Below are 15,430 nucleotides of genomic sequence, written 5' to 3'. Positions count from 1 at the left end.
GGTCCTTAAGGCAAGCGGGATTTGAGTTCGATAAAACGCCGGGTAGCGAGCAGTCCGGCCGGGTGTGCATGGCGGGCCGGGGCGAGCCAGGGGATCAGGATCGCCATCTGCGCCAATCCGTCCTGACCTTGCAGCGCGGCGTCGAGTGCCTGTACATCGGGATCCTGTTCAAGCCCTTCGATGGCCGCTGCGGTCTGACTGTGCCGTCGAGCGGGTTTGGTTTTATCCGAAGAGGTCCAGTCACCCGCAATCCAGTCGTGCACCAGTTGTTTCTCGTAGGCATTGAACACGCCAAACATCGCCGCACCGTCGCCCGCGATCAGCTGCCAAAAGCGGCTCGCCTGCGGGTCTTCGTGGCGTTTGATCCAGCCTTTGTTCTGCAATGCCTGCAGAAATCCGGGCAATTGCTCCGGTGCAGCCAGCCACTGATTGACGGTCTGCCCTTCGAAGCGGCAGTAATCGGAATGCATGTGCTGGGCGAACGGACACTTGCGTTCGAGCATCGCCAGCAGCTCCCGCTCAAGGTCGAAACCTTCGATGATCGCGCGACTGCCCTGCCCCAGATCGTTGAGTCGATAGCCCAGCGCTACCCGGCGCAGAAATTCGCCGCGATCGGCCTCCAGCGGCAGCAGATCGAGCGCCGCCTGCACAGCCTTTTGCGCATGGCCGGTGCTGGCGTTGTCGATGGTCACATGCAGGGTGAAATAGTAAGGATCGATGCCCAGTTCGCTGAGTTCGTAGCTGCTGATCAACAAGTGCAACGGCAGCTGTTCATAGCCGAGGTTGTAGCCGATCACTTCGGGCAAGTAATCAGTGCCACAGACACCTAGGGCTAGTTGTATCGCGCCTTGCAGGTAGCGTTCATCGTCGATGGCGTTGCCATCCTGCAAATCGTGCTCGGCGAGCAATTTCTGGTAAATCACCACGTGATTTTGCGCCGGATTGCCTTCGCCCAGTTCTTCCAGAAAGGTGCGCAGCAAGCCTTGGAAACGCGGGTCCTGCCAGCGCGGCAAGAGGCCAAAAAGCCAGGCGCCGTCGACCAGTTTGGTCGGTGCCACCGCTCGCAGGAAATACAGCGCCTGCGCTTTGCCACGGAAGAATTGCCGAGGCCCGCCGGACTTGCGTTGTTGCAGATAGTCGGCGTATTGCCGGGCGACATCGGCGCAATGTTCGGCCACCCAGGCGTGCCACGTCGTCGGGTCTTCAGGAAGAGCATCGGTGAGGGGCGCGGCGTGTTGCAGTTGCTCCTGCAAAAACGCCTGCGCAAGCTCTTGGGGATTGTCATCGCGCAACAGCGCTTCATAGACCTGGCGGATATTCCCGGCGGCATTCATAAGATGCGGTTGGGCAGGCGCGGCCTGCAGGTTTGTCAGGACAGTCATGGCAAAATTCTCGGTCGGTTGGCAGGACGCTGTTCCACACGCCTCTACAGCAGCAGAGAGGCGGCGCCTGTGAAAAATTCAATCGACGTGAAAATTGCCCGGACGGACGGCCGTCAAATGCACTGAAACACCGTGTAGGAGCTGCCGAAGGCTCGAGCCGCGATCGGACGATCTTTTGATTGTGATTTTAAAAACAAGATCAAAAGATCGCAGCCTTCGGCAGCTCAGGGTTACATCGTGCAATGGGTTGAGTTCGCGTAACGGTGAGGGATGGCTAACGTTCAGGGACGATGTTTTTGGGAGGGCAAAGGAATGCCTGTTGCTGCAAAGGCGTGTGGATTACGCAAGGGACGCTATAGCGAGGATGGACGTATTTATCTGCTTACCGCCGCCGTTCACGAACGTCAGTCGGTGTTTTCGGATTGCGTTTGGGAAGACTGCTGGTAGAGCAAATGCGTGCAGCCAATGACGAGGGAATGGTTCAGTCGCTGGCGTGGGTGGTGATGCCGGATCATCTGCATTGGCTGATTGAATTGAAACAAGGTTCATTGGCAGCGCTCATGTGCCGCGTGAAATCGCGCAGTTGTCGTTCGATCAATCTCAAGCGCGGCAGTCAGGGACGGTTATGGCAACGCGGTTACTACGACCGCGCGTTGCGTCGCGATGAAGATCTTAAAGAGGCGGCCCGATATATCGTTATGAACCCGAAACGCGCCGGATTGGTTCGGCGTGTGGGGGACTACCCGTTATGGGATGCAATCTGGTTTTGATGTTGCTTTCAGGCCTGGCCCTTGGCTTGCTGCTCCAGATGCACCTGCAACTGCGGGTCGATATTCAACGCTGCTGCCAGCTCATCCAGATAACTGCGCTCGGCGTCCTGCTGGTCGTCCACCAGCATCACGCTGGCCAGGTACATTTCGGCGGCGACGGCTGGGTCACCGTTTGCCGATTGCGCTACTTCCTCAGGATCCAGCGGCTTGGCGACTTCGGCATTGAGCCATTGCTGCAACTGCGGATCGTCGGTGTGTTTGCCGATTTCGCTGCTGATCAGGTGTTTCTCGGATTCATCGATACGCCCGTCAGCCTTGGCTGCTGCGATCAACGCGCGCAATACCGCGTGGCTGTGTTCTTCAATCTCCGGGCCAGCCAGGAGGTTAGCCGTTTGCGGTGTTTGTTGCGGTGCCGAGCTGGCCTGGCTGCGTTGCCAGGCCTGATACGCCTGGAACGCCATCATTCCCAGCGATGCCAGCGCCGCATAATTGGTACCGCCGGAACGACTTTGCGTACCGCCCCCGCCGCCCAGTGCGCCACCGAAGGCGCCGCCCAGCCCTCCACCGGCACCGCCGCCGAGCAAACCACCGAGCAAGCCACCCAAGCCGCCAAGTCCACCGGCAGATCCGCCGCCGCTGGCCGCGCCCGAGCCGCCACCGAGCAGCCCACCCAGCAACCCACCCAAACCACCGCCGGCAGACGCTGAAGATTGTTGTCCCGCCGGGGCCTGGCCTCGCAGCAGTCGTTCAAGCAAATCGCTGGTGTTCATGACGTCATCCTCAAACATTGGCAGTGACTGCGTCTGGCAACGATAGACCCCTTAAGCCATAGCGCCAGCACCGTTTGGCTGACACTCAATGCCTTGGCGGATTTCGCCCGCGTATTTTTTCGCCGGCCAGCTAAGATTGATCATTGGTGAACCTTATCCCGGCCAGACCGGTCGATAGCTGCAACCCCGACCCGGTTTGCCGGCGCCCTGTTACTCAAGGGTGATACCCGGCTTGCTTCACTTTCTGGAGAACGCCCCCGTGATATCGACCGTACACATCGCCAGGCTCAAAGCATGGGGCGCCCATGGTTTTACCGCGACTGGCGTGGTCACTGCTTTTCTGGCCACCCTCGCCCTGTTGGAGAACCAGCCGACCCACTGCCTGATGTGGCTGGGCGTAGCGCTGATTGTCGACGGCCTCGACGGCGCGCTGGCGCGCAAGGTCAACGTGCAGTCGGTGCTGCCGAGCTTCGATGGTTCGATCCTCGATCTGGTGATCGATTACCTGACCTATGTATTCATTCCGGCACTGTTTATCTATCGCTACATTCCGTTGCCCGACTACACCCTGCTGCTGACCGTGTCGCTGATTCTGGTGTCGTCGCTGTTCTGTTTCTGCAACGTCAACATGAAGAGCAAGGACAACTACTTTGTCGGGTTTCCGGCGGCGTGGAATGTGGTCGCGCTGTGCCTGTACATCATCGGCCCGGGGCCGTGGATCACTTTTCTGACGGTGATTGGCCTGGCGTTGCTGACGGTGACGCGGATGAAATTCCTGCATCCGTTCCGTGTGCGCCGGTTCATGCCGATCAACATTGCGGTGACGGCAATCTGGCTGCTGTGCAGTTTGTCGCTGGTGCTCAACCACCCGCTGATCAACCCGTTGGTAATGGGCTTGTGGTTGCTGATGTCGGCGTATTTTCTGGGGATCTGCATCTGGCGCACGGCGCTGGAGTGGTTTGAACGGCCGCAGGTGAAATAGGCTCCAGAGCCCAACACAAATCCATTGTAGGAGTGAGCCTGCTCGCGATCGCGGTCTGTCAGCTGAATATTTTTTGACTGAAAGACCGCTATCGCGAACAGGCTCACTCCTACAGGGATCTTCATTCAGCGTTTAGTGATCACCACCTCCAGATATTCACTCGGCACCACCAGCGACGCCTCCCCTGCCCGGTTCAAACGGTTTAGCAAATCCGCCAGATCACTTTCCAGCGCCTGCCCGCTCTCCGGCGGCAGTGCCGCGAAGGCCTTGTGCACCGGCCCGTACCAATGGCGGAAGATGTCGATGAAATGCGCGGCCGAGCGATAGCGGAAGTTGAACTCGCGCCGCGTCACACGCAGCAGAAAATCGCGGTCATCGAAATGTTTGTGCAGCCACGCATCGGAGCCCCAATTCGAGGGAGGTTGTGCGCCGGCAGGTGGTGGCAGATGCCGGCCGAGGTTTTTGAACATCTGGCCGACGAAACCTTCCGGCGTCCAGTTGGCCAGACCGATCCGCCCGCCACGGCGACAAACCCGTCCCAGTTCGGCGGCAGCCTTGTCCTGATCCGGTGCGAACATCACGCCAAAGGTCGACAGCACGGCGTCGTAGCTCTCGTCGGCGAACGGCAGCGCTTCGGCATCGGCAACCTGAAACGTCACGTCCAGATGCTCCGCGCGGGCACGATCCTGGCCGCGTTCCAGCAGCGCCGCGACGTAATCGGTCGAGGTGACCAGGCAACCGCGCCGCGCCGCCGCCAGCGTTGCATTGCCATTGCCGGCAGCGACATCCAGCACCTCCTCGTCGCAACGCAGGTCGCAGGCTTCGGCAAGGTTTTCGCCAACGATTTGCAACGTCGTGCCAATTACGGCGTAGTCGCCACTGGCCCAAGCGATTTTCTGGCGTTCTTTCAAGGCAGTCAGATCAATCGGGGTACTCATAAGCGTGAACTCCGCTGCGGGTGGGGTCGGTGATCATTCGGCCGTCGTCGGATCGGTGACCGTCATCACCCGCGCCACACTGTTGGCAGGAAATCCTCCAAGCCTGGCGTGTTCGCGTACCTGCTCTTCGTCAGGTGCGATGTACACGCAATAGATCTTGTCAGCGGTAACGTAGCTCTGCAGCCACTGCACTTGCGGACCGAGTTCACGCAAGACATCACAGGACGTTTTCGACACGGCTTTGAGTTCTGCGTCCGACAGCTTCCCGGCCCCTGGAATCTCGCGTTCAATCACGAATTTCGGCATGGCAACCTCGCGTTCTTTTTATGTGGCAAGGCCGGCAGTGACCCTGCTCCTGCACTATCGCGCCGAGTTCGGCCGGCGTCCCTGCCAATCGTCTGGCAAGCCCGGAAAACCGAGGGTTTGCCGATGAGTGGTGGATATCTGTAAAGCGTCTGGAACACCTTGACGATTGCCAAGGTTCGGAGATTGGTTTCTGATGCGCTCTCGCTTCTGGAACGGACTCGACTGATGGCACTGAAACTCGATTGGCTCGCGCATCACATGCACTACAGCGACCGTTATGCTCAATGGATCCACGAACAATTCCCCTACGAATACTTCGATCACCCGCTGGCCGAATGGCAGCGTGAATTTGCCGAGGGCCAAAGCAATGGCGACTGGTCCTGCCTGATCGCCATGGACGGTGATCATCTGGTCGGCGGCGCCGCGCTGGCACGCGATGACCTCGCCCTGCGGCCCGATCTCGGACCTTGGCTGGCCTGCGTGTTCGTCAGCCCTGAAGCACGCGGGCAAGGTCTGGCGGAGCGTTTGATTGCAGGGATTTGCCAAGAGGCGAAAGACTGCGGCTTTGCACGCCTGTATCTGCACACGCAGAACAAGCAGGACTACTACGCCAAGCGCGGCTGGCAAGTCCTGGAGCGTTTTCGCGCCTGGGACAACGAACAATGGCTCATGGTGCGTGACCTCTGAGCCATTGCCTTTGCTGATCAAGCGGCAGGCGCTTTCGCCTCTTGCAGCAATTGCTGGATCATCTGCTCCTGCGCTTCGTAGCGACCTTCGCCGAAGTGGCTGTAACGCACTTGCCCTTTGGCGTCGATCAGGTAATGCGCCGGCCAGTATTGATTGTCGAAGTTGCGCCAGATCGCATAGTTGTTATCGATGGCCACCGGGTAAGTAATGCCGAGTTTTTTCACCTGATCCCGGACGTTGTCGATGATCCGCTCGTAGCCGTATTCCGGGGTGTGGACACCGATCACCACGAGCCCGTCCTTTTCGTATTTCTTAGCCCAGTCCTTTACGTACGGCAAGGTGTGCTGGCAGTTGATGCAGTCGTAGGTCCAGAAGTCCACCAGCACCACTTTGCCGCGCAGTGACTCAGCGCTCAGCTCGGGCGAGTTCAGCCATTGCACTGCGCCGGCCAGCGACGGCATCGCGCCTGTGCCCTCCTCCATCGGCGAATCCGCACGGACTTTGCTGACGAAGTAGTCGACCACTTTCGGCACGTTTTCCAGCACGCTTTTCTCGACGCTGGCCACGCCTTGGGAGGACGTGTTCGCCAGCAAGGTTTTATCGAAGCCAGTGGCAATTACCGCCGCCGTCGCGAGTACCGCAACACCGGCACCACGACGCAACCAGCCGGTGAACGGAATCGACGGTTTCAGGCGATTGACCAAGCCGCGTCCGGTGAAGATCAACGTACCCAGCGACAATGCACTGCCGGCGCCGTAGGCCAGCAGCAACAGGCTAGTCTGCGCGTTGGCGCCTTGCAGCATGGCCCCGGTGAGGATCACGCCGAGAATCGGTCCGGCGCACGGAGCCCAAAGCAGTCCGGTAGCCACGCCGAGCATGATCGAAGCCATCGGTCCGGCCTTTTTCCGCATGCCCGGGTCGAGACGGTTGCCGAGCATCACGAACGGTCGCGTCAGCCAGTCACCGATGCGCGCCGAGATCAGTGACAGGGCGAACACGCTCATTACGATCAGGGCGACGTAACGTCCGCTGTTGCTGGCCTGGATCACCCACTCGCTGCTGACCACGGCCAGGCTGGAGATGAGCGCGAAGGTCAAGGCCATGCCGCCGAGGGTCAGCAGTATCGAAGCGCGGCTGCGTTGGGCGCCGGCAAACAGAAACGGCACCACCGGCAGAATGCAGGGGCTGAGCACGGTCAGCAGACCGCCGAGAAATGCGATGAGGTACATAGTGAGTCACCCTTGATCAATGAATGTGACGAGCCATTCAGACGCTCTGACTTTCCAGCCAATGGCTCTGCGGCGTACGGCTGGCGCCGTTCTCGGCAAACATCTGGCCCTGCGGCGTGCGGCTGGAGCCATCGGCGGCAACCATCTGGCCTTGTGGCGTGCGGCTGGAACCGTCTGCAGCAACCATCTGGCCTTGTGGTGTGCGGCTGGAACCGTCCGCGGCAAACATCTGGCCCTGCGGCGTGCGGCTGGAACCGTCCGCGGCAATCAAGCCGTCGCTGCCCTGCTTGGCCACCGGAGTCAGTTGGAAGCAGGCGCTGCTGTGGCAGCTATGCTGTTCAACCGCGGCGTTGGCATGGGCGGCGACGCCGGCGAGAGAGAAAGCGATGGCGGTCAAAAAACGCGATACGTTGTTCATGGCTGTTTCCTTCTATAAAGAGTGATGGCTTAGTTGTCGTTGTTGCAGCCGTCGGCGAATTTGCTGTAATCGAGTACGCGGGTCTGACCGGCCGAGTCGAGGTAGGTCATGCGCGCCTCGACAATCCCGCAATTCACTGAATTGTCCTGTTTCAGCGAGATCACTTTCTGGATATCCAGGTGGGTGCCGTAGGTGTAGGTTTGCGCGGTGACATCGGCTTCGGCGCGGGCCGACAGCGTGCAGATGTTCAGGGCGGCAAACAGGCAGGCGGCAATTACGGATTTGTTATTCATGGCGTGTTCCTCAAGGCTTCAGTGGGGTTTGAGCCGAGGCGATCTGTGTGGGCCTCGATGGAGCCTATTTGAGGCTCGCGAGGTATCGCGTCTGTGTCAGGAACAGGCGCGTTTCAATCGCTGTGTATCCCTGCCATCGGGGGATACACAGCGATACAAAACCCTGTAAAAATCGCGTTTTTGCGTCTCCGTGTATCCGCCGACATGGCAGATACACTGCAATACAAAGGCAGGCAGGCGAGCCACTGAAGGCTCTATAGACTGCACGGCATTCCCCTTCTGGCTGAGGCTTGAACCGATGGATCATGTCGATCACATTCTCATCGTCGACGACGACCGCGAGATCCGTGAACTGGTAGGCAACTACCTGAAGAAAAACGGCCTGCGCACCACCGTGGTCGCCGATGGCCGGCAGATGCGCAGCTTTCTCGAAGCCAACACCGTCGACCTGATCGTGCTCGATATCATGATGCCCGGCGACGATGGCCTGCAGCTGTGCCGCGAACTGCGCGTGGGCAAACACAAGGCCACGCCAGTGTTGATGCTGACCGCACGCAACGATGAAACCGACCGCATCATCGGCCTGGAAATGGGCGCCGACGATTACCTGACCAAACCGTTCGCCGCCCGTGAATTGCTCGCGCGGATCAACGCCGTGCTGCGCCGCACGCGCATGCTGCCGCCGAATCTGGTGGTCACCGAGGCCGGTCGCTTGCTGGCCTTCGGCCGTTGGCAACTGGACACCTCAGCCCGTCATCTGCTCGACAAGGACGGCACCATGGTCGCCCTCAGCGGTGCCGAGTATCGATTGCTGCGGGTTTTTCTCGATCACCCGCAACGGGTGCTCAGCCGCGATCAACTGCTCAATCTAACGCAGGGCCGTGACGCTGACCTGTTCGACCGCTCGATCGATTTGCTGGTCAGCCGTTTGCGCCAGCGTCTGCTCGATGATGCGCGCGAGCCGGCCTACATCAAGACCGTGCGCAGCGAGGGTTATGTGTTCTCGTTGCCGGTCGAAATTCTTGGTGCCCCGGCATGAGCGTCAATCAACACTGGCCACGCACCCTCGCCTCGCGCCTGTCGCTGATTTTCCTGATTGGCTTGCTGCTCGCTCAGGCGCTGTCGTTCGGCGCGCAGTATTACGAGCGTTACCAAAGCGCGAAAAACACCATGCTCGGCAATCTCGAGACCGACGTGTCGACCTCGATTGCGATCCTTGATCGACTGCCTGCCGAAGAGCGCCCTGCCTGGCTCGAGCGTCTGGCGCGAAAAAATTACGGCTACTTGTTGAGCGAAGGCGAACCGGGCACGCAGATCGACGTCGGGGATATGCCGGTGGCCGTTACCTCGATCACCGAAGCCATCGGTGAACGCTATCCGCTGACCTTCACCGATATTCCCGGGCCGAAGAAACACTTTCAGGGCCATCTGCGCCTGAGCGACGGCAGTCCAGTGACCATCGACGTGCGCCCCGCCATGGTCCCGTTATCGCCCTGGTTGCCGGTGGTTTTGCTCGGCCAACTGGCGCTGATGATCGCCTGCACCTGGCTGGCGGTGCGTATTGCGGTTCGCCCGCTGACCCGTCTGGCCAACGCCGTGGAAACCCTTGACCCCAACGCCCACCCGATCAACCTCGACGAAAGCGGCCCGAACGAAGTGGTTTACGCGGCACGTGCATTCAACACGATGCAGGCGCGCATCGCCGCTTACCTCAAAGAGCGCATGCAACTACTGGCGGCGATTTCCCACGACCTGCAAACGCCGATCACGCGGATGAAACTGCGCGCCGAGCTTATGGACGATTGCGCTGAAAAAGACAAACTGTGGAATGACCTCAGCGAGATGGAACATCTGGTGCGCGAAGGCGTGGCGTATGCGCGCAGCATCCATGGCTCGACCGAAGAAAGTCGCCGCACCAACATGGATTCGTTCCTCGAAAGCCTGGTGTTCGACTATCAGGACATGGGCAAGCAGGTGCAACTGGTCGGCAAGAGTGCAGCCGTCATTGATACCCGACCTCATGCGTTGCGCCGGGTGCTGGTGAACCTCACCGACAACGCACTGAAGTTCGCCGGCGCCGCCGAAGTCTGGGTCGAAGCCAACAAAGGCAACCTGGCAATCACCGTCATGGACCGTGGCCCGGGCATCGCCGACGCCGAACTGGCGCAGGTGCTGCAACCGTTTTATCGCGTAGAAAATTCGCGCAATCGCGACACCGGCGGCACCGGACTGGGACTGGCCATCGCCCAGCAGCTGGCGATGGCGCTGGGTGGTTCGTTGACCTTGAGCAACCGCGAGGGTGGCGGATTGTGTGCGGAACTGAAACTCCCCCTGCACCCCTGAGAACAGCTCGCTCCCACAGTGTGCGGCGCAATATTAGTACTCAAGGTGCCAGACCGATCACCTGGTCCTCATGCATCTGGCGCAACAACACCAGGCCGTTATCCATGAACGAATTGCTGGCGGGCTGCCCGGCCTCCTGCGCCAGAGCTTGCAACTGCTCGCGCCCCGTCAACGACGCAAACTCAGTGACGCGCTGCAGCAAGCGCCAAGCCAGCGGACTCAGTTCGGAAAACTTCATACTCCAGTCTGCCGTACGCCGCACCAGCAACAGCGTCGGTTGCGCCGGGGGCGTGGCGGGTTGATGGTGCGGATCGAGTTCGTGCACCGGCCAGACATACGCCAACGGCCAGGCCAGTGCCGAGATCAGCAACGGGCGTTCCAGCAATAACGCCGGATCGGTCGGCAGCAGCGCTTGGGCATCAGATTGCTGCAAAACCATCTCAACCCATTCGTAATGTGCCAGCTCCAGCAAAAACGCCGGCCACTGACCTTCGCGCAACACCTGTGGTTGCGTGGCCAGGTAGTCGAGAAAGGTTCCGGCAATCTCGCCAAACTTCGGCGTCTGCGCCCGCCAGTCGCGCAAAAAGCCGCGCACCAGCAGACCCCAACGTTGCTCACCGACGATGCGGATCAACACCGGAAACGTGCCGCTCAACAGTTGCGATACGTTGTTGAACACCAGATCGCGATAGACATTGACCCGCGCCGCGTTCATCTCGGCCGGCGGCGATTGATGGTCGGGATCGCGCAAGTATCGGGTCAGTGCCTGTTGTTGCAGTATCAGGTTATCCACGATGGTCGCCCCCCGCCTGCAAGTGGCGAATGGTTTGCAACTCAGCGACCAGTTCGGAAAACGCCGGGAAGTTGAAGTCCCGCTCAAGCAGCGTTGGCTGCGCGCCAAACCGCCTGTAAGCCTCCGCCAGCAGAGACCACACGACCGGTTTGACTGAGGCACCATGGGTGTCGATTTTCAGCGTGTCGGACTCATCAAAATGCCCGGCCACATGCATGCCGACCACCCTGCTCGGCTCGATAGCGGCGAGAAACGCTTGCGGATCAAATCCGTGGTTGATCGCATTGACGTAGACATTGTTGACGTCCAGCAGCAGATCGCAATCGGCCTCGCGCAACACGGCGTTGGTGAAGCACACCTCGTCCATGTCCTGACGCGGTGCGGCGTAATAGGAGACATTTTCCACGGCCAGACGCCGGCCGAGAATGTCCTGAGCCTGACGGATCCGTGCGGCGACGTGGTGCACCGCTTCTTCGGTAAACGGCAATGGCAGCAAGTCATACAGATGCCCGTCATCGCTGCAATAACTCAGGTGTTCGCTGTACAGCGGCACGTTGTAATGGTCGAGAAACATCCGCACTTCCTGCAAGAACCCGACGTCCAGCGGCGCCGGTCCGCCAAGTGACAGCGACAAGCCGTGACAGGACAACGGGTAGCGTTCGGCCAGTTCACGCAACGCCGCGCCATGAGCGCCGCCAACGCCGATCCAGTTCTCCGGGGCGACTTCGAGAAAGTCGAAAGCGCCGGTGCGGGCCGCTTGCAGGTCTTTCAGCAGGCCACGGCGCAGGCCGAGGCCGACGCTCGGTTGCAGTGATGAGACAGGCGTTTGCATAGGGAGTACCTCAGCAGTGGGTTTTCTCCAGTTGAAGCGCTGGCTGTATCGCTGGTGTGTACAACTGAATAAACATTTGCAGCCCGATGTATCTCTCAACAACCGCGATACACAGTGATACACGCCAAAAAACCTGTGGGAGCGAGCCTGCTCGCGAAGACTGCTGAACAGTCGACAACGATGTTGACTGTACTGGCCTCTTCGCGAGCGGGCTCGCTCCCACAGGTTTTTTCAGTGTTTACAAATACAGCGGCAGTCGCGGACCGGGGCTAGACTCCTTTATTACCCAGTCGAGGGGGACGCAGGACGTCAGCCGTGCCCTGCCCAACTCCGTGACCACCGCCCGGTGGCGCACGCCTCGACCTTCGACGCCGCCGGACCGTGATCCTGTTTCAGGAGCACACATGATGGACGAGGCGAAGCTCAACCAATTCATGGCCAAACTGGTCAACGACATGGGCGGCGCGGCGATGCTGGCCAATGTCATCGTCGGCGAAGAGCTCGGCTTGTACCGGGCCATGGCCGACAGTCAGCCGGTCAGTGCCGATGCCCTCGCGGCAAAAACCACCTGCAACCCGCGTCTGGTGCGCGAATGGCTCAGCGCTCACGCGGCCTCCGGCTACATGGAACACCACGACGGCCAGTTTCGTTTACCGGAAGAACAGGCGCTGGCGTTGGCCGTCGAAGACTCGCCGGTTTACGTCGCCGGTGGCCTCGGCGTGGTGGCATCGTTTTTCCATGACAAAGACAAACTGGTCAAAGCCATGCGCGGCAATGGCGCCCTGCCCTGGGGCGATCACCATCCGTGCATGTTCACCGGCACCGAACGGTTCTTCCGGCCCGGCTACAAAGGTCACCTGATCGCCGAATGGCTGCCGGCGCTGGACGGTGTGGTGGCCAAGCTTGAAGAAGGCGCCAAAGTCGCCGACATCGGCTGCGGCCACGGCGCCTCGACGGTGATCATGGCCCAGGCATTCCCCAACTCGCGTTTCGTCGGCTACGACTATCACGCGCCGTCGATCACGGTCGCCACCCAGCGCGCCGAGGAAGGCGGAGTCAGCAGCCGGGCGAAGTTCTTCCAGGGCTCGGCGAAGAGCTACCCGGGCAATGACTACGACCTGATCTGCTATTTCGACTGCCTGCACGACATGGGCGACCCGGTCGGTGCAGCCCGCCACGCCTATGATTCACTGAAGGACGACGGCACGGTGTTGCTGGTCGAACCGTTCGCCAACGACACGCTGGACGACAACATCAACCCGGTAGGACGGCTGTTCTACGCGGCCTCGACATTTATCTGCACACCGAACTCGCTGTCGCAGGAAGTCGGCCTCGGCCTAGGTGCGCAAGCCGGGGAAATACGCTTGCGTAAAGTGTTTGTCGAGGCCGGGTTCAAGCACTTCCGCCGGGCCACGCAAACACCGTTCAACCTGATTCTGGAGGCGCGCAAGTAAGCCTCGCGGGTCGCGTGCTAACCTGCTGGCATCGTCCTTATCCGGAGCGCTGACCATGCTCGACAGCCCGACCCGCGAACACCTCGACACGCTCCAGCAAGTGATGGCGGACGGCGATTTCCTCGTATTGACCGGGGCCGGTATCAGCACGCCGTCGGGCATTCCGGATTACCGCGACAGCGACGGTGTACGCCGTGGGCGGCAACCGATGATGTATCAGGAGTTTCTGGCCGCCCCCGAATCACGCCGCCGCTACTGGGCGCGGGCCATGCTGGGTTGGCCGAGGGTGCGTCAGGCGCAGCCGAATGCAGCGCACGAGGCGTTGGCCGGTTTGCAGCGCCACGGGCTGATCCACGACTTGATTACCCAGAACGTCGACACCCTGCACGATCAGGCCGGCAGTCAGGATGTCATTGAGCTGCACGGCAGCCTGCATCGCGTCCTGTGCCTGGACTGCGGCCAGCGCAGCGAGCGCGATTCGATTCAACAATTGATGGAACGGCAAAATCCATATCTGGCCGGGGTCGATGCGGTGCAGGCGCCGGATGGCGACACCCTGCTCGATCCGGCGTTCGAGGCGCGTTTTCAGGTACCGCACTGTCCGCATTGCTTTGGCGAGCGGATGAAACCGGACGTGGTGTTTTTCGGCGAAAACGTCGCGCAGCCCACGGCGGCTCGGGCGATGGCGGCAGCGGAAAATGCGGCGGGGATGTTGGTTGTGGGGTCGTCGTTGATGGCGTATTCGGCGTTTCGTTTGTGCCGGGTGATTGCCGATCGCGGTAAGCCGCTGATTGCGATCAATCTGGGCAAGACCCGCGCGGATGACTTGCTCGATTTGAAGATTGAAGCGTCGTGTGAACAGCTTCTACCCCTGTTGGTCAGGGAGCTGGATCGGTGAGTTGCTGCACTCTGCGCTCGACTCAGGACCCAGGCCCCTCACCCTAGCCCTCTCCCAAGGGAGAGGGAACTGACCGAGTTGTAGTCAAGCGATACATCGACCTGAAAATTTCGAGTCGAACCCATTTTCTGAAATACCCCCGATCAGCTCCCTTCCCCCTCGCCCCCTTGGGGGAGAGGGTTGGGGTGAGGGGGTAGATCTCACAGTCGCCCCAGATCTTCAGCCTTGAGAATATCGAACAACGCCTGCGCCGCCGCCGACAGTTCATTGCCCGGCTCGGTCAACACACCAATCGCCCGTTCCACCGAGTCGTCCAGCGTCAGGCAATGGGCGCCAAGCTCCTGCATCTGCCCGGCGCACAACGCTGGGACGGCACTGACACCCAGCCCGCTGGCGACCATGCGTCCGACGGTCGCTAATTGATGGCTTTCAAATTCCACCGGCAACTTCATACCGCGAGCCTGCAAGTGCTCTTCGAGCATCACCCGCACCGTCGATGGCCGCTGCAAGGTGATAAACGGCTCCTGAAGCAACGTCTGCCAATCGATCTCAGCACGCTGGGCCAACGGCGAATCCTTCGATACCACCGCAACAAAGCGATCCATATACAACGGCGTGAACGTCATCGCAGTGTTTTGCATCGGCTCGAACGCCACCCCCAGTTCCACCTGACGATCACGAACCATCTCCAGCACCTGCTCGTTGATCACGTCATTGACCGTGACGTTGACGTTCGGATAACGCGCGCGAAAGGTCTTGAGGATCGGCGGAAGCAGATTGCCGGCAAACGACGGCATCGCCGCTAGCGTCACCCGCCCGCGTTGCAGGCTGAAACGCTGGCGCATTTCATCTTCGGCGTTGTCCCAGTCGGCGATCAGCCGCCGCGCCAGCGGTAGCAGCGACTCACCTTCTGCGGTCAGCGCCACATTGCGGGTGTTGCGGCTGAACAGGCGACCGCCCAAGCCCTCTTCCAGCGCTTTGATGGTCAGGCTCAAGGCTGATTGCGACAGGTGCAGACGCTCGCAGGCCACGGCAAAACTCAGGCTCTGTGCCACGGCGAGGAAGGCGCGGATCTGTTTGATGGTCATGGTCGCTTCGCTCCAGTTGTAAGCTACAAGCGTTAAGCGGCAAGCCATGATGATCGTTCCCACGCTCCTGCGTGGGAATGCAGGCCGGGACGCTCCGCGTCACTGGACGGGGAGCGTCCCTAGAGGCATTCCCACGCGGAGCGTGGGATCGATCAAAGCAGCCGCCATAACGCGACTATTGAGCTTTATCAATCAATCAACCTTAAAAATCAACTTAACAAATATATTCTTCAGCGAGACACTCCAA

At 60.3% G+C, this 15,430-nt stretch carries 16 protein-coding genes and 1 pseudogene; 7 read left to right on the top strand and 10 right to left on the bottom strand.

Going from position 1 to position 15,430, the window contains the following annotated elements; all coding sequences use genetic code 11:
- Positions 1-5: 5 nt before the first annotated feature.
- A complete protein-coding gene (locus tag PspR84_RS11215) occupies positions 6-1,382 on the bottom strand; it encodes an iron-containing redox enzyme family protein (RefSeq protein WP_160057296.1) in 1,377 nt (458 codons plus the stop codon).
- Positions 1,383-1,694: 312 nt separating this feature from the next.
- Between PspR84_RS11215 and PspR84_RS11210 the strand changes: the two are divergent.
- A pseudogene (locus tag PspR84_RS11210) lies at positions 1,695-2,152 on the top strand (transposase).
- 8 nt (positions 2,153-2,160) lie between these two features.
- Here PspR84_RS11210 and PspR84_RS11205 read toward each other — a convergent pair.
- On the bottom strand, positions 2,161-2,922 hold the full coding sequence (locus PspR84_RS11205) for a tellurite resistance TerB family protein (protein WP_160057295.1): 762 nt from the start codon (positions 2,920-2,922) through the stop codon (positions 2,161-2,163).
- A gap of 259 nt (positions 2,923-3,181) precedes the next feature.
- Between PspR84_RS11205 and pcsA the strand changes: the two genes are divergently transcribed.
- A complete protein-coding gene (pcsA, locus tag PspR84_RS11200; protein WP_160057294.1) occupies positions 3,182-3,904 on the top strand; it encodes a phosphatidylcholine synthase in 723 nt (240 codons plus the stop codon).
- 125 nt (positions 3,905-4,029) lie between these two features.
- On the opposite strand, the gene PspR84_RS11195 is transcribed toward pcsA, so the two are convergent.
- On the bottom strand, positions 4,030-4,842 hold the full coding sequence (locus PspR84_RS11195; protein ID WP_160057293.1) for a class I SAM-dependent methyltransferase: 813 nt from the start codon (positions 4,840-4,842) through the stop codon (positions 4,030-4,032).
- 33 nt (positions 4,843-4,875) lie between these two features.
- Positions 4,876-5,148 carry a DUF4242 domain-containing protein gene (locus tag PspR84_RS11190; protein WP_160057292.1) on the bottom strand — a complete coding sequence of 91 codons (273 nt, stop codon included), beginning with the start codon at positions 5,146-5,148 and terminating at the stop codon, positions 4,876-4,878.
- A 225-nt stretch (positions 5,149-5,373) separates the two neighbouring features.
- Between PspR84_RS11190 and PspR84_RS11185 the strand changes: the two genes are divergently transcribed.
- Positions 5,374-5,835: a GNAT family N-acetyltransferase gene (locus PspR84_RS11185; RefSeq protein ID WP_160057291.1), complete on the top strand. Its 462-nt coding sequence runs from the start codon at positions 5,374-5,376 to the stop codon at positions 5,833-5,835.
- Positions 5,836-5,852: 17 nt separating this feature from the next.
- On the opposite strand, the gene PspR84_RS11180 is transcribed toward PspR84_RS11185, so the two are convergent.
- From PspR84_RS11180 to PspR84_RS11170, 3 genes are read right to left on the bottom strand one after another with little or no spacing between them, the layout of a single operon-like run.
- Entirely contained in the window at positions 5,853-7,064 is a 1,212-nt protein-coding gene (locus PspR84_RS11180; protein ID WP_160057290.1) for a cytochrome c biogenesis protein DipZ, read from the bottom strand.
- Between the two features lie 37 nt (positions 7,065-7,101).
- A complete protein-coding gene (locus PspR84_RS11175; RefSeq protein WP_160057289.1) occupies positions 7,102-7,482 on the bottom strand; it encodes a hypothetical protein in 381 nt (126 codons plus the stop codon).
- Between the two features lie 29 nt (positions 7,483-7,511).
- Positions 7,512-7,775: a DUF2790 domain-containing protein gene (locus tag PspR84_RS11170; protein ID WP_160057288.1), complete on the bottom strand. Its 264-nt coding sequence runs from the start codon at positions 7,773-7,775 to the stop codon at positions 7,512-7,514.
- 298 nt (positions 7,776-8,073) lie between these two features.
- On the opposite strand from PspR84_RS11170, the gene PspR84_RS11165 reads away from it, so the two are divergent.
- Together PspR84_RS11165 and PspR84_RS11160 are read left to right on the top strand one after the other, a co-directional pair.
- The gene (locus tag PspR84_RS11165; RefSeq protein WP_007919579.1) at positions 8,074-8,814 is read left to right on the top strand and encodes a response regulator; all 741 of its coding nucleotides are present in this window, start codon (positions 8,074-8,076) and stop codon (positions 8,812-8,814) included.
- On the top strand, positions 8,811-10,118 hold the full coding sequence (locus tag PspR84_RS11160; RefSeq protein ID WP_160057287.1) for a HAMP domain-containing sensor histidine kinase: 1,308 nt from the start codon (positions 8,811-8,813) through the stop codon (positions 10,116-10,118). The genes PspR84_RS11165 and PspR84_RS11160 overlap by 4 nt, the downstream gene beginning before the upstream one ends.
- 40 nt (positions 10,119-10,158) lie before the next feature.
- Here PspR84_RS11160 and PspR84_RS11155 read toward each other — a convergent pair whose 3' ends face one another.
- Positions 10,159-10,911 carry a putative DNA-binding domain-containing protein gene (locus PspR84_RS11155; RefSeq protein ID WP_160057286.1) on the bottom strand — a complete coding sequence of 251 codons (753 nt, stop codon included), beginning with the start codon at positions 10,909-10,911 and terminating at the stop codon, positions 10,159-10,161.
- Positions 10,904-11,743, bottom strand: coding sequence for a DUF692 domain-containing protein (locus tag PspR84_RS11150; RefSeq protein WP_160057285.1), 840 nt, complete (start codon positions 11,741-11,743; stop codon positions 10,904-10,906). Before PspR84_RS11150 ends, PspR84_RS11155 begins: the two co-directional genes overlap by 8 nt.
- A gap of 407 nt (positions 11,744-12,150) precedes the next feature.
- On the opposite strand from PspR84_RS11150, the gene PspR84_RS11145 reads away from it, so the two are divergent.
- Together PspR84_RS11145 and PspR84_RS11140 are read left to right on the top strand one after the other, a co-directional pair.
- On the top strand, positions 12,151-13,197 hold the full coding sequence (locus PspR84_RS11145; protein ID WP_160060072.1) for a class I SAM-dependent methyltransferase: 1,047 nt from the start codon (positions 12,151-12,153) through the stop codon (positions 13,195-13,197).
- A gap of 55 nt (positions 13,198-13,252) precedes the next feature.
- Positions 13,253-14,095 carry an NAD-dependent protein deacetylase gene (locus tag PspR84_RS11140; RefSeq protein WP_160057284.1) on the top strand — a complete coding sequence of 281 codons (843 nt, stop codon included), beginning with the start codon at positions 13,253-13,255 and terminating at the stop codon, positions 14,093-14,095.
- 200 nt (positions 14,096-14,295) lie between these two features.
- Here the strand turns inward: PspR84_RS11140 and PspR84_RS11135 are convergent, their stop codons facing one another.
- Complete coding sequence (locus PspR84_RS11135) at positions 14,296-15,183, bottom strand: LysR family transcriptional regulator (protein ID WP_160057283.1); 888 nt, start codon at positions 15,181-15,183, stop codon at positions 14,296-14,298.
- Between the last annotated feature and the right edge of the window lie 247 nt (positions 15,184-15,430).

This window comes from Pseudomonas sp. R84, assembly GCF_009834515.1.
In the GTDB taxonomy this organism is placed as follows: Bacteria; Pseudomonadota; Gammaproteobacteria; order Pseudomonadales; family Pseudomonadaceae; genus Aquipseudomonas.
This window is presented reverse-complemented; position numbering and strand designations above follow the sequence as displayed.